The organism is Arthrobacter sp. GW460-12-1-14-TSB2, from assembly GCF_059423525.1.
On record NZ_JBWKYC010000025.1, the window covers coordinates 23,499 to 47,218 of the forward strand.

General features: G+C 66.5%; 19 protein-coding genes. 6 read left to right on the top strand and 13 right to left on the bottom strand.

All coding sequences use genetic code 11. The annotated features are described in order from the left end of the window. Positions 1–57: 57 nt before the first annotated feature. From AC07YR_RS20745 to AC07YR_RS20760, 4 genes are all read right to left on the bottom strand, one after another. Positions 58–966: an NAD(P)-dependent oxidoreductase gene (locus tag AC07YR_RS20745; protein WP_494735115.1), complete on the bottom strand. Its 909-nt coding sequence runs from the start codon at positions 964–966 to the stop codon at positions 58–60. Positions 967–970: 4 nt separating this feature from the next. Next, positions 971–2,890 carry a TRAP transporter large permease gene (locus AC07YR_RS20750; RefSeq protein ID WP_436058767.1) on the bottom strand — a complete coding sequence of 640 codons (1,920 nt, stop codon included), beginning with the start codon at positions 2,888–2,890 and terminating at the stop codon, positions 971–973. Between the two features lie 84 nt (positions 2,891–2,974). Next, positions 2,975–4,006: a DctP family TRAP transporter solute-binding subunit gene (locus tag AC07YR_RS20755; RefSeq protein ID WP_436058768.1), complete on the bottom strand. Its 1,032-nt coding sequence runs from the start codon at positions 4,004–4,006 to the stop codon at positions 2,975–2,977. Positions 4,007–4,100: 94 nt separating this feature from the next. Next, positions 4,101–5,453 carry an NAD(P)H-dependent oxidoreductase gene (locus AC07YR_RS20760; protein ID WP_436058769.1) on the bottom strand — a complete coding sequence of 451 codons (1,353 nt, stop codon included), beginning with the start codon at positions 5,451–5,453 and terminating at the stop codon, positions 4,101–4,103. A gap of 245 nt (positions 5,454–5,698) precedes the next feature. Here AC07YR_RS20760 and AC07YR_RS20765 point away from each other — a divergent pair, with 245 nt between their 5' ends. From AC07YR_RS20765 to AC07YR_RS20775, 3 genes are read left to right on the top strand one after another with little or no spacing between them, the layout of a single operon-like run. Continuing rightward, positions 5,699–6,733: a LacI family DNA-binding transcriptional regulator gene (locus AC07YR_RS20765; RefSeq protein ID WP_436058770.1), complete on the top strand. Its 1,035-nt coding sequence runs from the start codon at positions 5,699–5,701 to the stop codon at positions 6,731–6,733. A gap of 9 nt (positions 6,734–6,742) precedes the next feature. After that, a complete protein-coding gene (locus tag AC07YR_RS20770) occupies positions 6,743–7,054 on the top strand; it encodes a putative quinol monooxygenase (RefSeq protein ID WP_436058771.1) in 312 nt (103 codons plus the stop codon). Beyond that, the gene (locus AC07YR_RS20775) at positions 7,054–7,656 is read left to right on the top strand and encodes a gluconokinase (protein ID WP_494735116.1); all 603 of its coding nucleotides are present in this window, start codon (positions 7,054–7,056) and stop codon (positions 7,654–7,656) included. Before AC07YR_RS20770 ends, AC07YR_RS20775 begins: the two co-directional genes overlap by 1 nt. 13 nt (positions 7,657–7,669) lie before the next feature. On the opposite strand, the gene AC07YR_RS20780 is transcribed toward AC07YR_RS20775, so the two are convergent. From AC07YR_RS20780 to AC07YR_RS20810, 7 genes are all read right to left on the bottom strand, one after another. After that, on the bottom strand, positions 7,670–7,822 hold the full coding sequence (locus AC07YR_RS20780; protein ID WP_494735117.1) for a hypothetical protein: 153 nt from the start codon (positions 7,820–7,822) through the stop codon (positions 7,670–7,672). A gap of 376 nt (positions 7,823–8,198) precedes the next feature. Beyond that, complete coding sequence (locus AC07YR_RS20785) at positions 8,199–9,194, bottom strand: phosphotransferase enzyme family protein (RefSeq protein ID WP_494735118.1); 996 nt, start codon at positions 9,192–9,194, stop codon at positions 8,199–8,201. Further along, positions 9,191–10,225: a phosphotransferase gene (locus tag AC07YR_RS20790; protein WP_494735119.1), complete on the bottom strand. Its 1,035-nt coding sequence runs from the start codon at positions 10,223–10,225 to the stop codon at positions 9,191–9,193. Before AC07YR_RS20790 ends, AC07YR_RS20785 begins: the two co-directional genes overlap by 4 nt. Continuing rightward, the gene (locus tag AC07YR_RS20795) at positions 10,222–11,433 is read right to left on the bottom strand and encodes a phosphotransferase (protein WP_494735120.1); all 1,212 of its coding nucleotides are present in this window, start codon (positions 11,431–11,433) and stop codon (positions 10,222–10,224) included. The genes AC07YR_RS20790 and AC07YR_RS20795 overlap by 4 nt, the downstream gene beginning before the upstream one ends. Next, positions 11,430–13,388 carry an ABC transporter ATP-binding protein gene (locus AC07YR_RS20800; protein WP_494735121.1) on the bottom strand — a complete coding sequence of 653 codons (1,959 nt, stop codon included), beginning with the start codon at positions 13,386–13,388 and terminating at the stop codon, positions 11,430–11,432. The genes AC07YR_RS20795 and AC07YR_RS20800 overlap by 4 nt, the downstream gene beginning before the upstream one ends. After that, positions 13,385–14,428 carry a phosphotransferase gene (locus tag AC07YR_RS20805; RefSeq protein WP_494735122.1) on the bottom strand — a complete coding sequence of 348 codons (1,044 nt, stop codon included), beginning with the start codon at positions 14,426–14,428 and terminating at the stop codon, positions 13,385–13,387. Before AC07YR_RS20805 ends, AC07YR_RS20800 begins: the two co-directional genes overlap by 4 nt. Then, a complete protein-coding gene (locus tag AC07YR_RS20810; protein WP_494735123.1) occupies positions 14,425–18,111 on the bottom strand; it encodes a glycogen/starch synthase in 3,687 nt (1,228 codons plus the stop codon). Before AC07YR_RS20810 ends, AC07YR_RS20805 begins: the two co-directional genes overlap by 4 nt. A gap of 427 nt (positions 18,112–18,538) precedes the next feature. On the opposite strand from AC07YR_RS20810, the gene AC07YR_RS20815 reads away from it, so the two are divergent. Together AC07YR_RS20815 and AC07YR_RS20820 are read left to right on the top strand one after the other, a co-directional pair. Continuing rightward, the gene (locus AC07YR_RS20815; RefSeq protein WP_055798187.1) at positions 18,539–19,630 is read left to right on the top strand and encodes a type I restriction endonuclease; all 1,092 of its coding nucleotides are present in this window, start codon (positions 18,539–18,541) and stop codon (positions 19,628–19,630) included. Between the two features lie 289 nt (positions 19,631–19,919). Then, positions 19,920–20,768, top strand: coding sequence for an HAD-IIB family hydrolase (locus tag AC07YR_RS20820; protein WP_055797960.1), 849 nt, complete (start codon positions 19,920–19,922; stop codon positions 20,766–20,768). Between the two features lie 48 nt (positions 20,769–20,816). Here AC07YR_RS20820 and AC07YR_RS20825 read toward each other — a convergent pair whose 3' ends face one another. Then, entirely contained in the window at positions 20,817–21,599 is a 783-nt protein-coding gene (locus AC07YR_RS20825; RefSeq protein WP_055797963.1) for a GOLPH3/VPS74 family protein, read from the bottom strand. Between the two features lie 150 nt (positions 21,600–21,749). On the opposite strand from AC07YR_RS20825, the gene AC07YR_RS20830 reads away from it, so the two are divergent. After that, positions 21,750–22,010 carry a hypothetical protein gene (locus AC07YR_RS20830; protein ID WP_055798191.1) on the top strand — a complete coding sequence of 87 codons (261 nt, stop codon included), beginning with the start codon at positions 21,750–21,752 and terminating at the stop codon, positions 22,008–22,010. Positions 22,011–22,104: 94 nt separating this feature from the next. Here the strand turns inward: AC07YR_RS20830 and AC07YR_RS20835 are convergent, their stop codons facing one another. Further along, positions 22,105–23,619 (bottom strand): HNH endonuclease signature motif containing protein, encoded by a 1,515-nt coding sequence (locus tag AC07YR_RS20835; protein ID WP_494735124.1) that lies wholly within the window; start codon positions 23,617–23,619, stop codon positions 22,105–22,107. Positions 23,620–23,720 lie beyond the last annotated feature (101 nt).

The following is a 23,720-nucleotide window of genomic DNA, read 5'->3' on the forward strand; positions in this document are numbered from 1 at the left end:
GCGGGACCTCCCGCCGTCGTCCTTTTTGCGTTTTGGAGCCGTTTCCCTGTCTGGAGACTAAGCGAGAATGGTCCGGTAGATCCCTGTATGGTCCATGTCGCCGTCGCCGGTCGCGGTCATTTCTTCGAAGGCACTTTGGAGGCACGCGGCTAACGGAAGTTTTATCCCGCGTGCCGCGGCAATCTCGGCTATGAAGTTGAGGTCTTTGAGCTGGTTCTTCGCAGACCCGCCACCCTCGAAGTCCTGGTCGATCCAGCGCCGTCCCTTTTGCCGCAGGACTTCTGAGTTGGCAAGGCCGCCGGCCAGGACGGTTTGCACTTTCTCAAGGTCGAGTCCGGCGGTGCTTGCGAGGGCCATCGCTTCGGCCAGGGCCGTAACCGTGGCGGCGACGACGATCTGGTTGCATGCCTTCACCGTTGACCCCGCGCCGGTTTGGCCAAAATGAACGGCTGTCGAGCTGTACAGCCCGAAGAGCGGGGTCAGTCGCTCCACGACTTCGGGCGGTCCGCCAACCATGATGCTCAGCCGACCCTCTTCGGCACCGATGGTTCCGCCGCTAAGGGGTGCGTCCACGACCGTCACCCCCCAGTTGCGCAGGCAATCGTCGGCGAACTCTGCGACCGCCACCGGTGACACCGTCCCGTGAACGACAAGGATGGGGTGTTCGATGCCCGCGGTTTTCCATCCCTTCAGGAGGCCGTCCTCGCCAGGAAGTAGAGCCGCAACCTGGGGCAGGTCGGGCAATACAGTCAGCACGACTTCACTCGCGGCGGCGGCCGGGGAGGCAACGACGGTGCCTCCCCCAATCGCACGGGCTTTTTCTGGTGTGCGGTTCCAAAGAGTCAGCGGAACCTGGGCAGCGAGGATGTTCCGGGCGATCGGGGCACCCATGGGCCCTGTGCCAATGAGGGCCACAGATCCAGAGAAGCCGGGAATTTCTTTATCAATAGTTGTCGGTGTTGTCATGTGCTTAGAACGGGATGAGTCCGGCGAGGGCGGGAAGGAATGTGCTGAACCACGGGACTGCGGCAAGCACGAGGAGCCCGAGGAACACGGCGATCAGATAGGGCCAGAAGTGCTTCAGGCTCTTCTCCACGGTTTCATGTGCGGTGGCGCAGGCGACGTAGAAGCCGACGCCAGCCGGCGGTGCGAACGAGCCGATACCCATGGAAATGATCAGCACCATGGCGTATTGCACGGGGTTGACGCCGAAGTCGACGGCGATCGGCAGGAGCAGGGGGGCGAAGATCAGTACCGCCGGAAGGCCTTCCAGTAGCTGGCCCATGATGATCAGCAGCACGACAGTGAACAGCATAAAGAGCAGCGGTGAGTCACCCAGCCCGGACATGAGGTCGTGGATCTGCTGGGAGACACCGGCAAGGGCGAGGGTCTGGGCCAGCGGAGACGCCGCCGCGATGATGAACAGCACCATTCCCGCCGTCGTCGTCGTTTCCCGCAGCGTGTCACCAAGCAGCCGCCTGCTGCCGCGTCGGTAGGCGGCGGCGAGGATGAAGGCGTAAGCGACGGCCACGGACGACACTTCGGTGGGTGTGGCGAAGCCGCTGAGGATGCCCACCACCATGCCCACAGGAAGCAGAAGAGTCGGAATCGCGAAGAAGGTTGCCGACCCTCGTTCACGCCAGCTGGACTTGGGGCTGGCGACGCCGCCCTGTTTGCGGGCGCGGAAGAAGACGAGTGCCATGACACAGAGGGCAAGGAATGCGGCAGGAACGAATCCGGCCAGGAACAGCGTGGTGGTGGAGATGGTGGTGATGGAGCCGAGGATCAGGAGCACGATGCTCGGCGGGATGGTTTCGCCCATGATGGCCGAGGCCGACAGGACAGCGACAACTTCGCCGCGGGGGTACTTGCGTTCCTCGAGCATGCCGCGCATTGTGGTGCCCACTGCTGCGACGTCGGCCACCTTGGAGCCGGAGATGCCGGAGAAGATGTACATGGTCACGACGACCACTTGGAGAAGGCCGCCGCGCAGGTGCCCGATCAGCGCGTCGACGAGCTTGGCCAGCGGGAGGGTCAAGCCGGCGGAGTTCATGACCGTCCCGGCAAGGATAAAGAACGGGATTGCCAGAAGGACGAAGCCCTTAGCCCCGGAAGCCATTCCGATGGGGATGGCGCTGACTTCGGAAATGCCGCCCAAATAAAGGTAGATCCCGGATGCCAGTGCAAGAACGAATGCGATGGGCAGGCCCAGGAACAGCAGCATGAACAACAGCAGAAGGACGACGCCGAGCAGGACGTTGGGGGTGGCATAGTAGAAAAGCGGCTGCGCCAAAAGGACGAGAACAATCAGTCCGGCCGCGATTCCCGCTGCAGTGAGCGCAGGGCGACGCTCCTGGCGCCACAGCTTCAGGAGGGCGAACCAGGCGATAAGCACCATGCCGACCGAGAAGGGCAGTGAGACCCAGAAAACGGGGAGCTGCAGGATCGGGGTCTTTTCCTCGATCTGCTGGACGAGGGTCGGAACGAACAACGCGAATGCCCCGGCGCTCATAACGAAGACCAGCCAGTCGACCAGCGCAGCCAAGTAAGGCTTCCATGCAGCCGGGAGGCGCATGATGAGGGCCTGGACGGACATGTGCGCGCCCTTGGGGTAGGCGATGGCGCCGCCGATGAAAGCGATGGTCAGCAGCGCGATTTCGGAGACTTCCTGGGTCCAGAGCACCGAGTCGCCGGTGATGACCCTGACCATGATGTTCAGCAGGATGACGACGAGCTCCGCGAGGATGGCCGCGCCCACAATCCATTCGAGTGTCTTGTCGAGCCAAACGGCACCGCTCCAGCGCGGGGGGACGTGGCCGTGGTGAAGGATCTCTTCCGCGTCCGAGGGGAGGACCTCCTCGAGTTCCTCCGGAGTAGTGATGTGTTTCATGGGCTTCCAGACTGTCGACATTGAGAGCGGGGACGTTTCCTTGCGGGCGGCCCGGAGAGCAGTGAGCTCCCCGGGCCGGCGGGGCTACTTGGTGGTGGTGAAAGCGATGGCCTGGTCGAAGAAGTCCTTGCCGATCAGCTGGGAGAAGGTCGGGTAGAGGCTCTTGGAGGCCGCTTTGAATTCCTCCAGGCCGGAGGCGCTGAGCTCGTTGGATTTCATGCCCTTGGCAGTGAGTTCCTCGAGCTGCTTCTTGGACTGCTCGGCGTCGTAACCGGTCTTGAAGGTGGCGGTTTCCTCAGAGGCGTCCGTGAGGGCCTTCTTTTGGTCATCGGTGAGGGTGTCCCACTTTTTCGAGGAGAGGGCGAGCACCCAGGCGTCGTTGATGTGGTTGGTCATCGAAATGTACTTCTGGACTTCGGAGAACTTGTTGGTCCATGGCACCTCAATAGGGTTTTCCTGGCCGTTGATCGTTCCGGTCTGCAGGCCGGTGAACACCTCGGAGAATGCCATGGTGGTGGGGCTTGCGCCGAGCTTGCTGAAGTAATCGGTCCACAACGGGTTACCGGGGACGCGGATCTTCAGTCCCTTGAGATCCGAGGGCTGTTCGATCGGGCGTACTGAGTTCGTAATCTCCCGGCCGGTCCGGGTGAGGAAGGAAAGCGCCACAGTGTCTTTGGCGGCGAGCTTTTCCTTCAGCGCCTGGCCCGGCTTCCCTGCCAGGAACGCCGCTTCCTCCGTGGTGTCTTTGAAGAGGTACGGGATGCTGATGGCGTTCATTTCCGGTACGACGGCGGCGTAGACGGACGTCGACAGGATGAGTGCATCGAGGGAACCGCCCTGCAGGCGTGTCACAGCCGCGTTCTGGTCTCCGCTAAAGCTCGTTCCGTTGGGGACCACGGTGACGGTCACGGATCCGTTGGACGTCTTCTTGACCTGGTCGGCGAAGTGCTGGGCCGAGACGCCGACGGAGGACGTGAGCGGGTCAGGGATCGAGAGCTGGATCTTGGCTGGCGGTGCTCCAGCCCCGCCGGAGGCCCCGGAGGCGCATCCGGCGAGGACTGAGGCTGCGAGGGTGCATGCCAGCACTCCGGTGAGGGCGCGGGTCTTGGATTTCATGTGGTGCCTTTCTTCATTGGAAGGAGTCTTGTTCCGGAGGCGTGAACGACGTCGGCTGAAGTTCATGGCCGCGCCCGGTTTGGTGCGGGGAGGGTCAGGCGTTGATTGCGGATTCCGCGACGAGCGCTTCGGTTTCCCGGCGAACTTCCAGGGCCTGGGACAGGGAGTCGTCCATGATGACGTCGTCCCAGCCGACGATCCCGCCCTTGGCTACGTCGTTCCGCAGTTCCACGTGGTGGGCCAAAGCAACGGGGAGGGCGCCGGTTGCGACGGAGTGCTTGGCCGACACCAGCTGGCCCCAGACCGTGTATCCGCCTTCGCCGTCGAGGAATTCACCGGCTTTGAGGTCCTTCTTTGCTGTCGCGACAACGTCGCCGAAGAACCCGATCGGCGAACCTGTGGAGATCCCGCGGAGAGCCGCGTTGGCGATGGACATGTTCAGTTCCAGGCCCACGTAGTGGTAGGGGCGGTACAGCGCTGCGTACTGGCCGGTGGGGTCCGGGTGCCACGGGTACTCAGTAAAGCAGCCGGAAACGTAGGCGTTCGTGGCCTTCACCACGACGAACACGCCCTCCTGGGTGTTGTGCGGGATCCACGTGCCGTCGCGCTTGACGCTGGACATGACGTCGACGGTGCCTTCGTGGGCGAGGACTCCCCCGACGTCGGCGGGGCGGCAGATTGTGGCGATCTCTTCGACGTCTCCCGGCGTAAACGTCAGCCCGGTGTCGGAAGGTACCAGTCCGGCGCCGTTGGCAACGGCGGCCATCTCAATAGAGGCCTTTGTGCCGTCACGGAAGGAAGTGTGCATGTTCGGGTTCAGCTGCCCGGAATCGGTGAGTTCCTTGGAGAACTCCCAGTTCTCCCAGACGTTGTCCGGGTTCATCTCGTGATAGTGCTCAAGGAACTTTGCGCCCTTGCCGGCACAGACAACGTCGAAGCCGCTGGTGCGCGCCCAGTCGACAAGTTCCATGATGAGGGCCGGCTGGTCACCGTAAGCCATCGAATAGACCACACCGGCGGCTTCCGCGCGCCTGGCCAGGGCAGGACCGGCCAGTGCGTCTGCCTCAACGGTGACCATGATGATGTGCTTCTTCGTCTCAATGGCACGCAGTGCATGCTTCACCCCGACGATCGGGTTGCCCGTCGCTTCAACAATGACGTCGATGTCTACATCAAACAGCTCGTCGGCGTTGGCCACGATGGTCGTGGAACGGTCCCTGAGGGCGGTAGCGATGTTCGGCGCGATCTGGCTCTTCGGCCATCCGACCAGTTCGAATGCACCCTCGGCGCGCTTGACGTTGATGTCGGCGATAGCGACCACGTGGATGCCAGGAATGTTATTCGCCTGGGCCAGGTACATGGTGCCGTAACGGCCAGCTCCGATGAGTCCGACTCGAATCGGGCGGCCTTCCTGCTCGCGGTCGCTAAGAAGCTTGTGGAGGTTCATGGGGATCTCTCTGATTGACGTTCCGCGTCGAGAAGGACCCTCCACCTGACTGGCGGAGCAACTTCTTCGTCGCAAACTGGAATTCTAGGACCGGAGTGGAACCGGTTCCACTTTTGTACCAGTCAGTGATAGGCTGTGTCAACAGTCACACCGGAACGCAAACGAAGGTTACTCAGGCACGCATCCCAGGGCAGACAGACAGCCCGTGATCGCCTGCCCGTCAGGACCCTCACCGAGGAGGAGAAGTGAAGAAGGCGCCAACAATTCGCGATGTCGCGTCGGCGGCCGGAGTTTCAGTCTCGGTTGTGTCCCGGGTCCTGAACCCTGACTCAGGCCCGGTCGCGCCGGCCAAGCGCGAAACGGTGTTGCGGGTCATTGATGAACTCGGGTACCGGCCCCGCGCCGCCGCCCGTGAACTCAGCGTCGGCCATACCCCCACTATTGGCCTGGTAGTAGCAGACCTGGCCAACCCCTTTTTTGCGCAGCTAGCCGACCGCGTCGTCTGGGAGGCCCGCAGCCACGGCGTGCAGGTGATGGTGATGACCACCCAGGAAGACCCCCACCTCGAAGCCGACAGCCTGGACACACTCCTTGACCGCTCCGTAGGAGGCGTCATTGCCACGCCCACCGGAGCAAACATTGAAAAGTGGGCCCGCCTCCAGTCCCTGGGTGTGAATGTAGTCTTCGTCGACCGCACCATTCCGGAACTCGCAGACGTCGACCTTGTGAGCATCGAAAACGTAGATTCGGCCCGACGCGCCACCGAACACATGCTCGGCCTCGGACACAGGCGTATTGGCCTCATTACCGGGCCCGTCAGCACCTCAACGGGGCGGTCCAGGATCGAGGGCTACCAGACCGCGCACAACAACTTCTCGATCAGCGTGGACCCCCAGCTCATCCGGGATGTACCGTTCCGGGGAGACGGCGGGGGCGATGCAGTCGGGTCTCTTCTCGCTCTGCCAGACCGCCCCACCGCGCTCATTGTGGCCAACACCGCCCAGGTCCAGAGCTCCGTTCGACGCCTCGTCCAGATCGGCGTGCGGATCCCTGACGATCTGTCGGTCATCGTCTTTGACGACAATCCCTGGACGGAACTGACCAGCCCGCCATTGAGCGTGATCCGCCAGCCGATCGACATGCTAGCGGTGCACTCCCTGGAACTGGTCCTGGGAAGGATGCAGGGCCGGCTCCCTCCGGCCCCCCGCACGATCGAAGTCAAGGCCGACTTCGTCCCACGCAGCAGCTGCTCACCCCTCACGCTCTCTCCCATCAGCTAAGGAAGTCCCATGACCGTCATTGTTACCGCCGTATTCACACCCAAAGAAGGGGCATTCAGCGACGTAGCTGCCGCCCTTTCCCCCGCCATCGCCGAAGTGCACCAGGAACCCGGATGCCTGCTGTATGCCATCCACGAAGCGCCCAACGGCCAGATCGTCATGATTGAAAAGTGGGAAAGCGCAGAACTGCTCGACGCCCACGGTGCGGGAGAAGCCGTCAACCGCCTCAATGCCTCGCTCGAGGGCCTCCTTCAGAAACCTGTCGAAGTTACGCGTCTCTCACCCATTCCCGCAGGGACCGAGCATCAAGGGACGCTGTAATGAAGCCCGTCGTCGTGATGGGAGTGTCCGGGGCAGGAAAATCCACGGTTGGGGCAGCACTGGCCCAACGCACGGGCGCCGCTTTCGTCGATTCCGATTCCCTGCACCCGCAGGCAAATGTGCAGAAAATGGCCGCCGGCAGCCCCCTGGATGACCAGGACCGCTGGCCCTGGCTCGGGCTTGTAGGCGCCGAGCTGGCGTCCGTCCACCCGGAGGGGATCATCGTGGCGTGTTCGGCACTGAAGCGCGCCTACCGGGACGCAATCAGAGTCAAAGCACCCGGGACGGTGTTCATCCAACTCAGCGTCGAGCTACCGGTTCTGCAGGACCGCGTAGCCCAACGCCCCGGACACTTCATGCCTCCCTCGCTCCTCCACTCACAGCTGGAAACGCTGGAACCCCTGCAAGCAGACGAGGCGGGATTCACCGTGCCGACGCACGACGGCGTCGAGGCAACGGTTAGCCGAATCCTCGCTGAGCTTGCTGTAACCGCGGCTACTTCAGCAGAGCGGACGGCGTCCCACCCGGGTGCAAGGAGGAAGTACATGGCCCGGAGCCCCAGGAGGGCGGACGTGCTGGTTCCCGCGGCGACGGTCCGCTGACGGTCCGGTGTTCTCAGCCCGGGGGACGTGGTTGGACGTGGAGTGTTTCCAGATAGTCCTCGTCGTACTTGTCGTCCCGGACATCATCATTCGGGAAACCACCGGGAAGTGTGCCCTGACTCAGGCCGGCCAGAAGGACGTGCTCAAGCCCCGGCTCGGTGTTCATGGTCGCTGTCTGGACGATTCCGGTGGGCCGCCCCCGGTATCTTGGCGTTGGCCATCTCATCGATTCCGGCCACGCTGGCTGCGAGCAGGAAAAACGCCGCGACGGCGGCCAGCCCGTGAACTGTTCTCCGTCTCCGTACGCTCATACCCTGATCTTGAGCTCCCCGCATGGGAACAAGGCACCGTTTGCCTATGGGCAGGCTGTGAAAGCCCGCCCGGCCCCGGCACCCATCCGCTGCGCTGGCAGCGCCGCCAGCTTCGCCAGTGAAGGATTCCTGTAACGCCTCCAGCCAGTGGGCCCACGACGGCGGGCGGTCCCGTGTGCCTACAGCGCCGTCGTCCGCTTGCGTTTGGTGCCGCTCCCCTGCGGCGGAGTCTCACGCTAGGACCGCACGGCAGGCCGTCGCGAGGGCGTCCTGGTGCTCGTCCAGCCAGGCGAGCCGGTGGTCTTCCAAACGTATTTTGGCGTGGTCGTTCTCGGACAGGGTTTCGCCGCCCAGGACACGGCTGCGCCGGCCCAGCCCACGCTTCAGCCGCTTGGCCTCCAGCAGCAGCGGCAGCGCCTCGACCTCGGCCGCCGTTGGCCGCGCATCCCTGCCGTAGGCCGCGAGCAGTTCGGTGACCCGGCTCAGGTCGAGGGCCACCTTGTGGTCGGCCTCCCCGAGACGGGTGTACACCTTGCCGACGTCGTGAACGGCCACCGCGAGATCGAGGACCCGCACGTCCGGGTGGGCGCTGTCGAAGTCCAGGACTCCCGCCACCTGGTCGCCGGCGAACACCAGGCTGCCGCGCCTGGCCCCGCCGTGCACCACCACCCGGGGAAGCTCCGGCAGCAGGCCTGTCAGTTTGTTGAGTACCTGCACGGTCCGGGCACGCAGTGCCGGCTCCACATCCTGTTCACCGGCCCGGCTCCGCAGCTCGCTGAGCACAGCCGGCTCGGCAGCCACCGCTGGCAGGTCGGCGACGACGGCGTGGTACCGGGCGAGCGTCCGGCCCAGCGCCCGCACGTGCTCGGGTGAGTCGTCGTCGAAGGGTGTCCCCTCGACGCCGCGGGTGGCGATCCACAACCGGCCGAAGAGCTCGATGGAGTCGGCGCCGGTGCGGGCGGGAACCACCTCCGGGGCAGGGAACCCCCTGTCCCGGAGCAGCCGCATCAGGCGCAACTGGCCGGTGAGCTCATCACGCGTCTTGGCCCGGTAGGAGCGGCGCAGGTAGTGGACACCGTCCGCAGCGGCGACGCGCAGGTGTTCATTCTTGCCCCCCGGAAGAGGGCTGACCGAGATCCACCCACCCAGGGGCCACAATCCCTCCAGCTCGGCCACAGGCAGCGCCTGCCCGGCACGGTCCAGCACGCTGCCCTCCGTCGGCGTCATGCTCCCGCCCGTCCCTCTGCCACCCGTTCGAACTCATTCACGTAGAGGCGGTACTGGGTGTCGTCGCGGTCGCGCCAGTCCGCATCCCCGGTCTTGATCTCGCGGTTGAGGCTGTGGAAGATGTAGCGCGCCCAGTGGAAGCGCAGGTTGACCAGCCGGTCGCCGTGCGTGGCCTCCCGGTAGGCAGCGAGGAACGCAGCGCATGGCTCGTCGGCCCGGCTGATGTCACCGGTGGCCGAGTACACGCCCTGGCGCATCCTGTGCAGGAACTCCGCCACGTCCCGCGCGGGGTCGGCCGGCGCGCTGCGGTCCAGGTCGATGACCGTGACGACGTCTTCGGTCAGGAAGACGTGGATCGGCCGGAACTGTCCGTGGCTCTGGGCCTGGATGCCGTCCACGGTGTCCCGGGCCAGGCCGTCCAGCTGTTCGAGCATGCCCAGGGCCGCGTCGACATAACCGGGGCTGGCGACCGCCACTTTGGCCAGGCGCTTGGCCAGGCTCGTCAGTTCTCCTGTCACCAGAAGGGAATGCGGGGTCCCGATCCGGAGGTCCAGGCTGTGCAGGCGGGCCAACCACGACGCTGCACGGGCGGCGGCCGCTGCGAGGTCGGCGCTGTCCGCGGCGAACAGCGTGGACATCGGCTCACCCGGCGCTCCCCTGCACAGCAGGATCTTCTCGTCTCCGTACCAGGCCAGGGGTTCGACGGATTGGTAAGCGGAACCGTGCCCCAGCCCGGCGGTACGCAGGGCCTGCAACTTCGCGTGCACGGCGGGACCGTCGTCGAAGGGGAAAAGCTTGGCGAACACGGGGGCGCCGTCGTCGAGTTCTATCTGCACCGTGGCAGCCCCGGTGCCGTCCAGCTGGATCACGTTCGTTGCCCACGACCCGCCGCCGGCCGCGGAGCCCAGGTGCGGGCGGACATACCGGTCCAGGAATTCCGGGGTGCGGACCCGTTCGGCACGCAGGACCTGCTGCTCCTTCACCTGATGGCTTTGGGCATGGATCTGGGTCCGGGTCTGGGTGGGGTTCATGCTTCCTCCGTAATGGTGAAAGGGTTGTCCATGAGCAGGCGGATGCAGGATGCCTCGCGGTCCATGATTCGCGCGAACTTGACGGCGTCCTGGGGTTGCCGGGGAATCAGCGCCTGCTTGGTCAGCAGGTTCTCGCACTTCTTGACCACCACCATCAGCCGCTGGGCCTGGAAGATGTCCGGCATGGCCGACAGGTCCGCCTCTGCGAGCGGGGCATGGCTGCGGTAGTGGTGGAGGAAGGTCCGGCATCGGTCCGGGTCCAGGCCGAACCCGGCGCGGCGGATCGGGCCGTCGAAGCAGAACGACCTCAGGGCATACGCCAGATCCAGGCCCAGCAGCTCCTGCGCGGACCGGTCGAAGTCCAGCACCGCGCTGAGCCGGCCCTCGTCCATGAGAACGGCGGACTGGCCATAGGAACCGTGGATCACGATGGATGTCAGGTCCTGCTGGCGTCCCCCGAGCCCCACGTTCAGCTGCTCCATCCGGTCAGCCAGATAGCGGGCGTCCTCACGAAGTGCCGCACCGGCGTCGGCGTCCAGCAGCGACGCCATGACGTCGACGGCGGCGTATAGCTTCTCCTGCCCCACCTGCCCGAGGGTGGCCAGGCCGGAGGAACGCTCCCTGTATCCCGGCATCGACAGCTCTGACACGATGGCGTGATAGCGCCCGAGTCCCCGGGCCACTTCCGCCAGCTGGGCGGCGTCGCCGGGATCGTACGCGCGGCCGTGCATCAGCCGCGTGACCATGTGCAGGACGCCGTCCACCTGCACCGAGACGGCGCCGTCTCGTGTCCGCTCCACGGGCGGAGCCGGGTAGCCGCGTCCGCGCAGGTGGTCGATGAGGGCGCATTCGAACTCCGCCCCCGCCACGGTCTTCAGGTTGTGCGAGCGGCGGAGCACCACCTCGCCCGCATCCGTGCGGACGAACCAGCTCATGTTCGAGCTGCCGTGGTCGGTGCGGCGCCACGCGCGCCACCGGCCGAGGCCGTAAGCGTCCTCCAGGACCGGGATTAGCGCCGACTCGTCGACCGCAGTCACGGGCAGCCGGCCGCCCTGGCGGGGCACTGAACTGCGCAGCACCAGCAGCCGGTCCGCCGGGTCGGCAGCCGGGGCAGCGCCGTCGGCCATGGCGGCCAGGACGCCGTCGGTGGATCCGGTGGTGATGAATGCGAGGTCGCTCGCTGGCGCCCGGACACTGGGCTCGGTCATGGGAGGGCTCCCTTCAGATCGGTGGCGGGTTGGTTGCCGTCTACGTCGAAAGACGAGGCGGCGTGGCGCCCGTAATCGGCGGCGTCGCCGTGCAGGGCGGCCCGGGGGCCGGTGCTGCCCTGGAGGGTGATCCCCTGTAGGAGGCACATCTCCGTGTAGAGGCCGCCCGCGGCGATGAGCCGGCTGTGGGTACCGCGTTCCACCACGCGCCCCTCCTCGATGACCACAATCTCGTCCGCCGCCATGGCCGCTGCCATCCGGTGCGTGATGATCACGGTGGTCCGGCCGGAGCTGACGTGCCGGAGTGCGCGGAGCACGGCGTGCTCGGAATGCGCGTCCAGGCCCGTCGTCGGCTCGTCGAGTACAAGGACCGGGCAGCCCTGCAGGACCGCGCGCGCCAGCGCCAGCCGCTGTCGCTGCCCGCCGGACAGCGTCGCCCCTCGCTCGGCCAGCACCGTGTTGTAGCCGTTTGGCAGTGCCTGCACGAAGTCGTGGGCCTGGGCGGTCCGGGCGGCGTGCTCCACCTCCTCCGCGGAGGCGTCGGGACGGGCATATGCGATGTTCTCCCGCACGGAGGCGCGGAACAGCAGGGCCTCCTGCGTGACCAGTCCGATCTGGGTGTGCAGGCTCTCGCCGGTCAGGTCGCGCAGGTCCTCGTCGTCCAGCAGGACCCGGCCGCTCGTGGGATCCTGCAGCCGGCACAGCAACGCGGCAATCGTCGACTTCCCCGCGCCGGTGGGCCCGACGATCGCGAGGGTGGTGCCCACCGGAACGCTCAGGTCGACGTCCCGCAGGACGGGGCAGTCGGTGCTGTAGGAGAATCCGACGGCGTCAAGGCTCAGTCGCCGCCGTGGCGGGCCGGCCGTGCGGGCATCGGGCTTGTCCTGCACTTCCGGGCGGCGGCCAAGGGTGTCGGCAATGCGTGCCGCGCGGACACCGGCCCGGGTCAGCTGCGCCGGCAGCTTGGACAGCGCCCGGGTGGGGCCGAAGAAGTCGCGAAGGTACGCCGTGAAGATCACCAGGTCGCCCGGTGTGAGGGCACCCGAGAGCACGCGCTGGGCACCCAGCCAGACCAGGCCCGTCGTGGCAATGGCCACCACCGCGTCCACCGCGGCACCGAAAGCGGCACTGGTGCGCGCGGAGCGGAGCACGGCCGCGACCGAGGCGTCGGAACGGCTCCGAAAGCGGCGGGACTCGTGTTCCTCCCGGCCGGTTGCCTTCACCAGCTTGACCGCCACCAGTGATTCCTGCGCCATCGCCGCCAGGTCCCCCTCGATCTCCCGCGAGTTCTCCTCCACGGCCCGGATGCGGGCGCGGAAACTGGAAACGGTGAGCAGGAGCATGGGCAGCACCAGCAGCAGCGCCAGGCTGAGTTGCCAGTCCAGAATCAGCATCACTCCGGCCATGCCGGCGAGTGTGAGCACGTTCGTGGCGGCGTCCACGAACGTGACGGTGAGCAGCGCGCGCACCTTGTCAACGTCGCCGGTGAGGCGTGTGGTGAGTTCACCGGTGGGGGTCCGCTCGTGGTAGCTCAGGGGCAGCCGCTGCAGATGGTCGTAGAGCTTCGTGCGGATAGCGGCGGAGACGCGCTCACCGACGGCGGTCAGTGTGTAGCTGCGTGCGGCGCTGATCAGTGAGTCCAGGAGAGTGATGACGGCGAGCGCACCGACGATGAGGACCAGGACGCGCTGCACGTCCTGTCCCCCCGGGCCGCCCGCCGGCAGCAGCACTTCGTCGAAAAGGTACTTCAGCGGCCACGGCTTGAGCAGGGCGACGCCGGCACTGGCTGCGGCCAGCAACCCTGCCAGTACGCAACCCGGCCACTGGGGCCGCAGGAAAGGACCAAAGGTCCGCAGGATCACCCCGGCGCGCATCACCGGCACCGATCCGCCGCGCTGGCGCCGCCGGCGCTCGGCGCGGTCGGGATATGTGGCCCCGGTACCTGATACCCTCACCGGTAGCCTCCCGCTGCCGCGGCTTCCACGGCCGCTTCCCAGGCGTCGAGCCAGTCCGGCACGAACGAGGTGTCCGCCACCGGGCGGACCACCAGGCGGTAGTAGAGCACTTCGGCGAAGGTGCGGGCCACGTAGGCCGGGGTGGAACGGACGGCACCGGAGTCGCCACTGCTGTCCGAGTAGGCGTCCAGGAACGCCCCCACCCAGGGCAGGGCGGCTGCCAGGTCTCCGTGCCGGGCGGCACCCATGGTCAGGGTCTGCCCGATGAAGTGTCCGAGGTCCCGTGCGGCAGGGGCCCAGGCGGCCCGGTCAAAGTCGATGACGACGAAGCGGTCCGCGTCCAGGTGGATGTTCTTGGGCTGGAAGTCCCCGTGGGTCACCACCCGGGAGCCGACGGCGCCGGCCAAGCCCTCCAGGGTCCCGGCCGTGAGCTCATCCAGGCGGGCGGCCGACTGCGGCAGCAGCCCGGCCAGCGCCGTGCCGTACTCCGCGAGCTTGAGCCGCTCGAAGTCCTCCGCCAGGTCTGGCACCTGCACGTCCCGGATGCCATGCAGGCGGGCGAGCCAGCGCCCGGCCCGCCCGGCCTCGGGCGAGGCTGGCCCCGGGTCGCCGTCCAGGAACGAGTGCAGGGTAGTGGCAGGCGCCTCCTCCTGCGCGAGGAGCTGACGGGCGGGGTCGAAGCCGTACGGCGCGGGAACCCCGAGCTCGGCGCCGTCGAAACCGGCATGGTGCAGGCTGGTCAGCAACCGCCACGCCTGCTCTCCGCCGCCCGCGCGGTAGCTCTTGCCGATCACCGCCAGCGGAGACGAAGGACCGGTCCCGGAGTCGACGGTGACTGTCCATCGGACCACCGGCCGGCTCCGGGACGCATGAACCACCGACCGCGTGAGTACCTGGACCTTGCCCGGCGGCAGGGCATCCAGCGGTGGCGGCGAGACGAGCAGCGATTCGGCCACGGCGAGCCGTTCAGCCCGGCGGGCATCGGAGGCCGTGGCCGCATCGGAGGTCGTGGCCGCGACGGAGGCCGCACGGGTGATCACCTCAGGCCTCCCGCTGTTTTGTGGGCGGCCAGGTGGTGGAGCCGTTCCCGCCCCGCCTCCATCGCCAGCTGCGCCGTGTCGTCGTCGGCCTCTCCCACTCCGATGAGGAGGTGGAAGGACCGCGTCTCGGCGCGCACGCGGACGAGTACGCCGTGTCCGGGTTCCGGCCCGGAGGGATCCCGCCAGGCGGTGTCCTCGTCGCCGGCCAGGGCGACCCAGACGTCCGCGCCGCGGTTGCGGGCGCCCCGCCAGCTGCGTCCTCCGCAACGCTGCAGCTCTGCCACCCCGTGGCGGAGCAGCCGGTAGTAGTCCGGCGACAGGCAGGTCTCCACCGTGATACCGGGCGCTGCCGCGGGGAGATCGTAGGCAACCAGCAGTGACGGGTTCACGTCATCGAGGAGGATCCGCTTGCGGAGCCCGTGCAGCGGGCTGTCCTCCTGCACGTTGGTCAGTTCAACCTGGACCGCTCCGTCGCCGGCATGGATGGTTGCCTCATGGCGGTCGTGGACACCCCCGACGTCGGCGAGCGCACCGGGGTGGTTGGCCGGGACGTCCATGTAGCTGTTCAGCTCCTGTTGCTTGTTCCAGTCGTCGGTAGGGTTCCCGATCACCAGCATGCCGCCGTCCGGGCCGCGGCATGCCAGGTAGACCAGGCGGCCGCCGCACTCCGGGGACAGCACTGCGAACAGGTGCTCGCTCCTGAGGACAAGTTCCTCCGCGCCGTCTTCGTCGAGGTCCACCAGTTCCGCCCCGAGCGCGCGGGCGGGGTTGCCGAACCACCGGGCTGCGGCAGCCAGCACGCCGGCGGCGCGCCCGTGGCTTGCCACGGCCTTGGCCCAGGCGGCCGGCTGCCGCTCCGGGTGGTCCGTGTCGTGCCATGCCGTCTCGTACCCCGAGGCCAGCAGGTGTTTCCAGGCCAGCGCGGTCAGCCTCGGTTCGGCACCCGCGCTCTCAGCGCCGGCCACGGCGCGGCGGGCACGGGCGAGGTGCTGCTGATAGGGGGCCCAGGCCGTGTCCTGGTCCCAGCCCCGGTAGTCTTCTCCCGCGTGCCAGTCCTGGGCCAGCTCCACGAAGGTGCCGCGCTCCACGACGCGGACGCCGGGGGTCCGCCGGCGCTGGCGGAGCCATGACGGCAGGTCCACTGGTATCAGGTGGGGCTGGGTGGCCAGCCAGCGCAGGAATTCCTCATAACGCCCCAGGGCGCTGGGGTGCCACGGGCCCACGCCGGCGCTCTTCTCCATGTCGTCCGCGTACACCAGGATGGTGTCGTCGCCCGGAGCCGTGGGGAGTTCGGCCGTGCGGGACAGGCTGCGCCAGTGGCTCCGGTCGTCGGGTGGAAGCCAGTACCGCAGCCGGGTGGACATCGGCACCACCTGAAGGCCGCTTCCGCCGTCGATGCAGTAGGGGCGCAGCGCGTCGGCCGGCGGAGGGCTGTCCTGATCGGCGCCGTCGAAGTCGGCCCTGTCGCTGCTCCCGTGGGATCCGTCGGTGGGATATAGCAGCCGGTCGTCGAGCAGCACGTACCGGTACCCTCCGTTGGGCAGGGTGGGATCGGTCAGCAGTCCGGCCAGGCGGCTGGTGTCCCATACCCGTTCGGGGATCCAGCAGATCTCAAGGTCCTCCGGGGCACACTTCAAGTGCTGCCGGTAGAGCCAGAACAGCTCCTTGAGCTGCCGCCGGTTGTACTCCGGGTCGAAGGCGGTGAGGATGTTTTCGGAGTACGTTCCGCCCACCAGCGAGAGCAGTCCGAGGTCGCGCAGCCGGCGGACCTCAGCCAGGAACCAGGGGTGGTGCCAGGCGGCTGCTTCCACCATGGTCCCTGACAGGTGGAGCGTGACCGGGGTGCGGTATTTTTCGTGCAGCCGCAGCAGCGCCGCGTAGCCGTTCACCAGTGAGGTCAGGCCTTCCCGGTCCTGGTAGCCGTCCGTGACCAGGAACTGGTTGGCGTGGTGGACGATCGCCAGGGGCAGCGGAGCCGGGCGCGGCCGCTGCCGGGGCATCGGGATGCCGGGCGATGCGGTGCCCGGAACGGAGATGCCCCGAGCGGAGGTGCCCGGAACGACGGCGGAGTTCCGGATGTCGACGGCGTTCCGGACGACGGCGGCGCCGCGACGCGAGCGCACGGCCTCGTCGTACAGGGCGACGTATTCACGTGCGGGTGCCTGCCAGGAGAAATCCGCCCCCATCGCCCGCGTCTGCAGCCGGCGCCACTCAGGCTTGCGACGGTAGACCGCTATGGCGTTGTCGACGGCGGACAGCATCGACGCGACGCGGCGCTGGACGAAGGTGAAGCCCAGCCCTGTGGCAGGGTCCTCGGTGTAATCCTTCACCGTGTCCGCCAGGCCACCGGTCCGGCGGACCACCGGGATAGTGCCGTAACGCAGGGCGATCAGCGGTGTCAGCCCGCAGGGCTCAAAGACGGACGGCGCCAGGAAGAGGTCCGAGCCCGCATAGACCTGCCGGGCCAGGGATTCCTGCGAGGTCGGGTGGAACGCCATGTTGCCGGAGAGCCGGCGCGCCGCGGCCTGGAGCTCCCGTTGATATCGGGGCGCCCCCTCGCCCATCACCACCACCTGGGCTCCGCGGGCCACGAACTGGTCCAGGGCCGACGACAGCAGGCCCACCCCCTTCTGCGACACCAGCCGGGCCACCATGCCGAAGAGCGGCCGGTCCGGCGCGAACTCCAGTTGGCTGATGCGCTGCAGGACTTCCTTGTTCGCACGCTTGCCGAGGACGAACGAACCGTTGTAGCGGGTGTCGATCCACGGATCACGTTCCGGGCTGAACTCCTCGTAGTCGACGCCGTTGAGGATGCCCCGTGCGGTGTCCCCGCGGGTGCGCAGCAGCTGGTCCATGCCGGCGCCCTGCGCCGGGGTCAGGATCTCCTGCATGTAGCGGGGGCTGACGGTGTTGACCTGGTCTGCGAAGGTGACACCCCGCTCGAGCAGGCTTCCTGCCGGCGGTAGTCCGATCAGTTGGTCGGTGGCGGCCCCCACCGGCCCCTGGTAGGCGATGTTGTGGATCGTAAAGACGACGCCGGTGCGGTCCAGCGCGAGCCGGTGGGGTCCTAGCCGGGCTTCCTGGGCCACTAGCCCGCAGTGCCAGTCGTTGCAGTGGATGATGTCGGGGCGCCATGCGTCCTGCGCCGCGAGCGTCGCTATTGCCTTGGAGAACAGCACGAACGGCATGACGTCGTCGTCCTGGTAGCTGTAGGGGACCTCGCGGTCGAACCACCCCGGAAGGCCGATGGTGAAGACCTCCACTCCCCGGAGCGGCGGCAGCCGCCGGACCACCACACGCTCGGCCACCGGCCCTAGGGGGACGTCGAACGTCAGCACAGGGGTCCCGCCGATCCCCCGATAGGCCGGGATCACTAGGCGTACGTCGAAGCCCAGTTCCGCCAGCCTCTTCGGCAGCGCAATACTGACGTCAGCCAGCCCGCCCACCTTGACGAACGGGTAAGCCTCGGCACTGGCGAAAAGGATCCGCGGCGGCCGTTGCGCCGGGATGCTGGAGAGGTCCTCGGCCGGTTCGGCGTGGAATGCCGGTTCGCCGTGGAATACGGGTTCGGCGTGGAGCGGAGAACCGCCGATCCTCCCCAGGGTGGACACCGTCGGGGCAGGGTTCAATGGCGCCCGGCGGACCTGCCAGGGACGGTCCGCGGACGGGCTTTGTCCTTCCATGCCCACCCCCTGTGTTCCCACTTAGGCTTTTCCGGCGCCAGCCGCTTCGTTTCTTCAGCTTGGCCGAGAACCATGAGGCTCACATGAAGGGATCATGAAGGAATTTTCATGAACGCGCTGTCTGTCCAGTTCGGGCGGGATTGCGGGCTAGCAGGCCACTGGGCACTCATGCACACCGGACGACGGCGGGACCTCCCGCCGTCGTCCGTTCCGGTCTGGCGCTGCTCGCTTACAGTGCCGACCGGCCCGCGACGGACGCGCCGGTGGCTCGTTGACGTTGGCGATCCTTCAGCGCCCTAACAAGGACCGGCGCGCTAGCAACACAAAAGGAGTAAATCAGGACTAGGGGCAGCTAGATTCTGCTAATTCATCAAATTGTCATGGTGCTGCGCTACCGTTGCACCACCATCATTTCTTAGGGGGACAATTGGAGTTCGCAGAAAAGCTTTCAGCATTGGCAGCAAAGGTGCGCCAGCAGCGGGGTGTGATCCAAACGGAAGAAGCAACAAAGAATGCCTTTGTAATGCCCTTCATTTCCACAATTCTTGGCTACGACGTCTTCAATCCCATGGAAGTCGTTCCGGAGTTCATCGCAGATGTCGGACTCAAGAAGGGCGAGAAGATCGACTACGCGATCGTCAAAGACGGCGACGTGCAGATCCTGATCGAGTGCAAGAAATCCACGGAGCCGGTCAAGATCGAGCACGCATCGCAGCTGTTCCGGTACTTTGCCGTCACCAACGCCAGGATCGCAATCCTCACCAACGGCGAGGTGTACCAATTCTTCACTGACCTCGATGCGCCGAACCGCATGGACGCCAAGCCGTTCCTTGTGCTCGATTTGAACGATATCGACGAGTCGCTCATTCCGGAACTGCAGAAACTGTCCAAAGACATCTTTGACCTCGATTCGATCATCAGCGCCGCTGGCGAACTGAAATACATCGGCGAACTCAAAAGGACACTCGCAGCACAGTTCAAGGAACCGGAAGACGAATGGGTCAAGTTCCTCACCGGTCGCGTATATCCGGGCCCTTATACGCAGAAAGTGCGCGAGCAGTTCACCGCCTTGGTAGCTAAAGCGTCCAAGCAGTTCCTGAACGACCAGGTAAATGAGCGTCTTAAGAAAGCCCTCGGCGCCCCGGGCTTCCCCCAGAATGACGACCCTGCTGCCGCCGCCAGTGTCACCAGCGCACCTGTGGCCGAAGCCGACCTGGCCGAGGCGGACGGGCTGGAAACGACGCTCGAGGAAATCGAGGGGTACCAGATTGTCCGGGCCATCGTCTGCAGCGAAGTGAAGCCAGCTCGCGTAGTGCAGAGGGACGCCAAGTCCTATTTTGCGGTGCTTCTGGACGACAACAACCGCAAACCGATCGCGCGCTTGCACTTCAACCGCACCCAGAAGTACATCGGAATTTTCGACGACAACAAGGAAGAGACCCGGGTGCCCATCGGCTCGCTGGAAGAGATCTATGAGCACACCGAGGCCCTGCGTGCGAGCGTCAAGAGCTACCTGTGAGCGCGGCTGCTTCTGACCTCGATCGGCTTCTTGTCGCCATCGCGGCCATGCCGACGCCTGTCCACGCCATTTGGAGCCATGCGAGCACAACGCGGCTGAAGGGCATGCTAAAAATACCCTGAACCCCAGAGCAGGAAGCGGCGGCCGACGGCGGGACTTCCCGCCGTCGACCGTTTCAGTTTGGTGCCGCTCCCCCACAGCGTCGATCGCGCGGAATGGTTCGACTAAGTCGATGCAGCAGCCGGCACCGGTTAGGCCGGGATGTTGCGCATGGGTATGATCCCGGAGCATGAGCGCTACGCCGAGCACCGCTGGAACTGTCCGGGCTGTCTTCCTTGACGTGGACGGCACCTACGCGGACTACGGCGTCGTCCCCGAGGGCCATATGCGCGCGGTCCAGGCCGCGCGGAAGGCAGGACACCGGATCTTCCTGTGTACGGGCCGCCCGGTCTCAATGTTGCCCAAAAGCATCCTGGCCGCGGGTTTCGACGGCCTCGTGGCCAGTGCCGGCGCCTACGCCGAGGTGGCCGGGACGGTGCTGATGGACCGGCGCTTCCCGGCGGACCTTGCGGCCAGGACGGTCCGGGCGCTCGACGCGCACGACGCCGTATACATCCTGGAAGCGCAGGAGGCACTGCACGTACCACCCGCTGCACTCGAGCGGTTGCAGGTAATTCTTGACGCCCATTTCGAGCAGGCACCCGGAGGCCCGGTGGGTTCGTCCGATATCCTCCGCGCGGTGCGCTCCACCTCCAATGGTGCCGACGTGCCGTTTTCCAAGGTCTCCGTGTTTGACTCCCCCGTTGCCATGGAGCGACTGGTCGAGGAAATCGGCGGGGCCATTGCAGTGGTCGCGAATTCGGTGGCCGACGAGGGCCGGCACGCTGGGGAACTGTTCCAGCGCGGGATCAGCAAGGCTGATGGCGTCGCGGCCGTCATAGCCCATCTGGGCATCGCGCGCGAAGACACGATAGCGGCGGGCGACGGCGCCAACGACCTGGAGATGATCGCCTTCGCGGGAGTCGGCATCGCCATCGAAGGGTCGCTCCCCGAGCTTGTGGCGCTCGCCGACCTAACGGCCGCTCCTCCCCGGCAGGAAGGGCTCGTTGCCGCCTTCGCGGAGCTCGGCCTCATCTGACCCGGCGCGTATCCGGCTCAACGGCACGAAGAAGCTATGGGGCAAGCGTCACAGGGTTGCAGCCTCTTCCTCTGCCAACCTAATCAGACGAAGTTCGTCCTCCACCGCGCGGGACGGCCAATAGCTCCTCGCCAGCTCACTCGCCCGGCTTCGGTTCGCCTCCGGGAAGAGCTTGCCGAACAGCCCGGCCGCCTGAAGCAGGGCGATCAGCGCTGTGGACCTGGCATCGGGCGCCTGGGCACCAGGCTTCGCGGGAGCCCGCGTCGCGGCATCAGGCGTCTTGGCGTCAGCCGCCTCCGCAGCAATCGTCCCCGCATCAACCGCCTCGGCCTCGGCCTCGGTCACTCGGGATGCAGACGCCTCGGGATCGGACAACGCACTGCTGAGTGTCGCCTGGATCTTTTTCAGGAGCGCCTCCTCCGAAGCATGATCCTTCTCCGGGTACCGCATGGCCCGGAAGCGGCCCAGGTGCTTTTCTCCGACATGTTCCACGATGCCCTGTGCCGCCATCCCCTCATAGACACGCCGCACTTCGGCTCGGCCCTCCAGTATGGCGACCCACGCCTTGGGAGTGTGGGGCCGGGACTTGCCGCGGATGAGTTCCAGTTCGTGCAGGAAGTCGGTCTTGGGAGCGGCGTCGGTAGCCCTGATGTGCTTCCCCTGCAGTTCGATCGCCCCGAGCAGGGCCAGCTCGGCCAGTATTGCCCCTGCCGTAGTGGTTCTGAGGGCGAACACCGGCACTTCAGGTTTGCCGTCTTTGTCGTTTGTGGCCAGAAGCAGGAAGGCCTGGGGAAGGCTCAGTTCCACCGCTTTAGGTGTTTCAGCATCCATAGGATCATGGTGGCCCTGTTGGGCATCCACCACAATGAGGAATTGCTACCGCTTCATTCGACGCCGTGGTACGTTCACGGTGATCAGGATGTCCCATGCGGCCCCTATCCAGCCCGGCTCCTGGCGCAACCCCGGAAAGCGGAGGCAACGATGCCAACTCTAATGGTCTTCCACGAGGTCGACGATGTTGAGCACTGGCTCAGCTCACCAAAGAGAGAAGAAGTATTCGGGCCGCTGGGCATCACCGTTCGAACGTTCATCGACCCGGCCAAGAGCCAGCGTGTAGGCCTGATCGTCCAGGTCCCCGACATGGAAGCATTCCAGCGAATCATGGAGTCCGAAACGGCCGCCGAAGCAATGAAATTCGACGGCGTCCGTCCGGAAACAATCCTGATTCTCGTCGAGCCTTAGGCGGACCGCCCCTGATCAGGATGTCGCCTCCACCGGGCAGCGGGCACTGGCCAACGGGCAGCGGGCAACCGGGAAGGACAGTGACGAGTCGATCCTAGGCCGCGATGAATTGTGCCCAGTCAGGAAAGGGATCCACCGGTAATGGCGGGCCGGTCTCTCCGGGACCGGCGGTATCGGCACGTTCGTCCGCGCCGGCAAGTTCGTCCGGCCAGTCGGGCGGTTCCCACTCAGTGTCGTCGCCCGCGAGGCGGTCCCCGTCCGCGCCGGTAGGCAGCTCCGGCCAGTGTGGTGGTTCCCAGTCCTGGTATTCGCTGGGATAGGAGCGTCCCGCCGGGGAGATCCAGCCGGGTGGCTGGTCCCGGGTGGCGTTAACCGGCCTCCATGCTGTGCTGTGTTTGAGTCGGTGGTGCTTCCGGCAGGGCTGGCCCAGGTTGGTGACCCCGGTGCCGCCACCCTCGGACCAGGCCAGCAGGTGGTCCGCTTCATTGTCCAGGGAATGGTTGCTGCAGCCGGGAAACGGGCAGCGGCCATCCCGGAGCCGCAACCATTGGCGCATCGCCTTCGGCACCGGGTAGCTGGTGCGTCCGATCTCCAGCGGCGCCCCGCTGCGCGGATCGGTCAGCACCCGCAGGAACGATCCGGCGCCGTCCCCGACCAGCCGGCGGGCCACGGACGGCGAAATAGGACCGTACCCGTCCAGCATGGCCGGCTCCTCCCCGGTGCCCAGGAGCGAGAGCACCGGAACGGTCACCAACACCTGCGCCCTCGGTGACGGGGTTCCTTCCGCCACCCCCGCGATCAGCCAGTCAGCGGCGACGTCCGCCCGGAGCTGGGTCAGGGTCCGGGATTCGGCGGGCCCCTGGAGCGCGCGGGCCGCTGCCGTGGCACGGGACCAGGCAGCCGTTGCCACCTCCGCAGCCACGTAGGCCGAAAGCCAGGCCATGCCGTCCCGGTCCGGGACAAATTCCAGCCGGCGGTCCGTCACACCCTTGCGGTGGCGCCCTTCGATGCTGACCGGATGATGCCGCTCACGCCAGCTGCGCGCTTTGGCCCGGAACCTGCCCGGCACGAGCTCCCCCGCCAGGCAGCCACGGGCAGCAAAGGGAGCCCCGGGGTCCAGGAAATGAGCCTCCAGGGCAGCAGCCGCGGCCGGGTCCAGACCGGACGTTTCATCACACATCACCCGGGCGTGCTGCCACGACACGGTCCCTGACCGGAGCGCAGCGAGCGTCAGCGGCAACCCTGCCGTCAGGGCGGCCGACTCCGCCAGCAGCGCCGCCGCCGATCGTTCACTCACCGTCAGCACGCACGCCACCTCCGCCGTCACCGCCATGTCCCGGGCAGTGCGCCCCTGCGGAGACAGGGCCGGGGCCGCCACCGCCGCAGCCGCGGCCGCGTATCCGGCGGCGAAGAGCACTTTCAGCGCAGCGATCCTGGCGTCCAACCCGGCCACCACGGCCAGGCCGTCCAGGCACGCGTCCGCTTCGTCCCGAAGAAGATCAGCACCAGCCGGGGCCCCATTCCCGGCCGCACGACCGGCACATCCGGCCAACGCAGCAAGGGACGCCGCCATGGCCTCCAACGTCTCCACAACCGCTTTGCCGTCCATACCCACAGCATCTCAACAGGCACCGACAGTAATGATGGAATTGGCTGTGTTGCGGTGTGACTCCGGCTCTGACTGACGCCCGGTGAAGGGTTTGTCTTCTA